2 protein-coding genes and 1 pseudogene are annotated in these 3,328 nt (G+C 68.6%); 1 reads left to right on the top strand and 2 read right to left on the bottom strand.

The annotated features are described in order from the left end of the window. Positions 1-292 (bottom strand): annotated as a pseudogene (locus ACWELQ_RS41710) (hypothetical protein); the annotation flags it as partial. Positions 293-552: 260 nt separating this feature from the next. On the opposite strand from ACWELQ_RS41710, the gene ACWELQ_RS41705 reads away from it, so the two are divergent. Next, entirely contained in the window at positions 553-1,353 is an 801-nt protein-coding gene (locus tag ACWELQ_RS41705) for an HAD family hydrolase (protein ID WP_452402508.1), read from the top strand. Positions 1,354-1,375: 22 nt separating this feature from the next. Here ACWELQ_RS41705 and ACWELQ_RS41700 read toward each other — a convergent pair. Next, positions 1,376-3,328, bottom strand: a 1,953-nt coding sequence (locus ACWELQ_RS41700) for an N-acetylmuramoyl-L-alanine amidase (protein WP_452402507.1), incomplete at its 5' end; no start/stop codon positions are given.

Here is a 3,328-nt window from a genome sequence, read left to right as displayed (position 1 = left end):
CGAAGTCGCCGTGCACCACACCGCCAGTCCAGGAGATGCCGAACATCCAGGCAGGTCCGCCGTGCAATGAGAAGTGGCCGGCCGCCCAGGTGAAGTAGCGCTCCGGGATCGGCTGGTCGAGGTGCAGCTCGGTGCGTTTCGAGTCGATCACCGACTGGGGCGGTCGCGGATTGCGTTGCTCCAGTTGATCCAACGGGGTGAAGGTATACGCACAGACCGTGAACGCCAGGAACGATGCCAGCACCAGCAGCACGACATAGTTGAGCGCACGTCGCAGCAAAAATCCGGCCATCATTCCCTTTCGGGGTCGAGTACTGACCCCAGATCATAGGGAGTGGAAAGCGTAAACGCGGGGTACGGAGGGCAGACGCACCGGCAATCCGTGTGTTATTGCGCGTGCCTCTCGGAATGCAACGCCACCCCAAGGTGGCGGCAAGGTGTCGCGCCCGAAAGGTCTCGTTTGTACGGCGGCGTCCGTAATCCACGGGCGCGGGCGTGAGCGCTCGAGGCAGGATGGAGTAGGTGACGCTCTTTCACCTGCCCAAACCCAAGATGGTCGCCTCCGATGTGGACGGCACGCTCATCGACCACAATGAGCAGCTGAGCGCCCGCACCAAGGCCGCGATCGACACACTCCGGGCCGACGGGGTGCCGTTCGTGCTCGCCACCGGACGGCCGCCACGCTGGATCAGCCCGGTGGTCGATCAGCTCGGGTTCGCGCCCTTGTGTGTGTGCGGCAACGGTGCGGTGATCTATGACAGTGACGCGGATCGGGTGCTGGACGCGAGCACGCTGGATGTCGAAACCCTCACCTGGCTGGCCGATCTGGCCGAGGGGCTGCTGCCGGGCTGTGGGTTGGCCGCCGAGCGGGTCGGGGTCAGCGCGCACGATGCCGCGACGCCGCAGTTCGTGAGTTCCCCGCAGTACGAGCACGCCTGGCTCAATCCCGACGACACCCAGGTGTCGCGGGCGGAGGTGATCTCCGCGTCCGCGATCAAGATGCTGATCCGTCTGCCCGGCACCTCCAGCGCGGTCATGCGCGCGATTCTGGAACCCCAGCTGGCGGGTCGCGCCGATCTCACCTACTCCACCGACAACGGCCTCATCGAGCTGTCGGCCCCGGGCGTCAGCAAGGCCACCGGGCTGGCCACGGTCGCGCAGCGCCTGGGCGTGCAGCACTCCTCGCTGATCGCCTTCGGCGACATGCCCAACGATGTCCCGATGCTGTTGATGGCCGGACACGGCGTGGCGATGGCCAACGCCCACCCCGAAGCCATCGCCGCCGCCGATGAGGTCGCTGCCTCCAATGCCGACGACGGCGTGGCCCGCACGCTCGAACGCTGGTGGTCCTGAACCTGTTCGGGTGAAGCGCTCGCTACTTGGGTGAGGCGCTGGGCATGATCGGGTCCTGGACCGCGCCGTAGTTGTTCAGGACCGTGGTGACGATGCCGGTGAGCTTGTTGAAGATCAGCGCGCCATTGCTGAAATCGGTGCGGACGCCGTCCTCGACCGGATACTCATTGCTGGTGGGCAGGCCGAGAACGCCGGTGCCCGCGCCCAATTGCAGGAAGCGCTCCAGGATGCGGCCGACCACCGAGAAGATCTGTCCGGTCGGCGTCGAATACACGTAGCCGTTGGAGAATTCGCCGTACTGCCCGCCGTCGGCGAGGGCCACCGGCTCCGCTTTCGGTTGTCCCAGTGGGCCGTTCGCGCGACCCTGGGCGTCCCAGTAGCGGGCCACCGGGCTGCGGTCGAGCATCTTGATGATCTTCTGGGTGAGATCGGCGAGCGCGGCCAGATCCGCCTGATTGCCGCCGTTCGCGTCCGGTGCCGGGGACGGCTGCGGATTGCCCGCGTTCTGGCCCGGCCTGGTGCGCGTCGGACTCGGTGCGGCGGCGCTCGGGCCGCCCGCCGCGTCCTCGGCGATCTGCCGGATCTTGTCCATCAGCGCGTAGGCGGCGTCACCGGGGCAGGTGGTGTTGCCGACATCGCGGTGCGCGAACACGTTCGGCAGCTTGACCGCCTGTCCGAGCGCGTATTTCGTGTAGTCGCTGCCCTCGGAGTACATGGTGGTGGAGCCTTCGGGATCGATCCCGGCCACCTTCGCCCGCCAGCCGATGTACTTGCCCACCGCCTGGATGGACACATCGGTGGGAGCCTCGTCCTCGTAGTCGCCCATGATCGCGACACCCGCGGTATTGATATTGAAGCCGCCCGCGTGCGCGCCCTCGACCGGGCGATCCAGCCCGCCGTAGCGGCCCTCGAAGATCTGCCCGTACTTGTCGACCAGGGCGTTGTAGCCGATATCGCACCAGCCCAACGTCTTCGCGTGATACGCGTAGATGGCGCGCACGATGCCCGCGGACTCCGCCTTGGTGTAGTCGTTGCGACCCGCGGTGTGGTGCACGGTGATCGCGGAGACGCCGTCGTCGTAGGTGGGTTCCTCGCAACGCAGCGATTCGTCCGCACCCCACTGCGCCCGGGTGATCACCTTCGGTCCGCCGCCCGGCAGCGGCGCGGCCACCGTGGAGAGGTTCTCGTCGATGCTGCCGCGGCCCGGATCGATGAGCACCGCGGCCAGCTTCTCCAGATTGATCTGCGCCGGATCGGCCGAACCGTCATCGAGGGGTTTGGGTTCCGCGGGCGCGGCGACCGGCTTGCGGGTCACCAGCATCTGCACGGTCTTGGTATTGCCGACATAGATCGGCTCGGTGCCGGTGCGCTGGCCCGCCACCGGATGGTCGCGGCCGTTCTCGGTTTCGGCGTCGTACCAGGGGCCCCAGGTGCCGTCGGGGCGCTGGGCGCGCAGCTTGGTGGTGGTGCCGTTCAGTTCCGGCGCGGTGAGGGCCACCATGCTGAACGGGGTGTCGCGGGTCAGCTCCTTGACCTGCGCGCCGACCTTGTCGACCAGATCGTTGGGGACCGCGCCCGCGGCGAGTGCGGGGGCGCGCAGATCACCGGTCAGGCCGGGCACCGGGCGCGGGCCCGGCGCGGCCGGATCGTCGGCAGTGGGGATCGGAGCCGGAGCCGCGGAATCGGCTGGGGCAACCGGTGATTCGCCGCCGTGGGTGGCATCGGGGCCGGGCTCGGCGATGAAACCCGGTGTACCCGCGGCGGGGACGGTGGGCTTCGCCGCGCCCGGGATGACCGGTGCGGCGGGCGCTGTCGGTTTGGTCGTGGCGGGAGTGCTGCCCGGCGTGGCGGGCAATGCGGCCTGCGGCGTGAGAGCGGGCGCGGCCGGGTAGGTCGTGGTGGGCGTGGCGGCCTGCGGAGTGAGCGCCACGCTCCGGGCGAGCACGTGCGCGTGGTCCCCAACTCCAACTGGACC

The organism is Nocardia sp. NPDC004722, from assembly GCF_053601505.1.
Note: the sequence above shows the minus strand (reverse complement) of the source record. Positions and strands in the feature narration are given on the sequence as shown.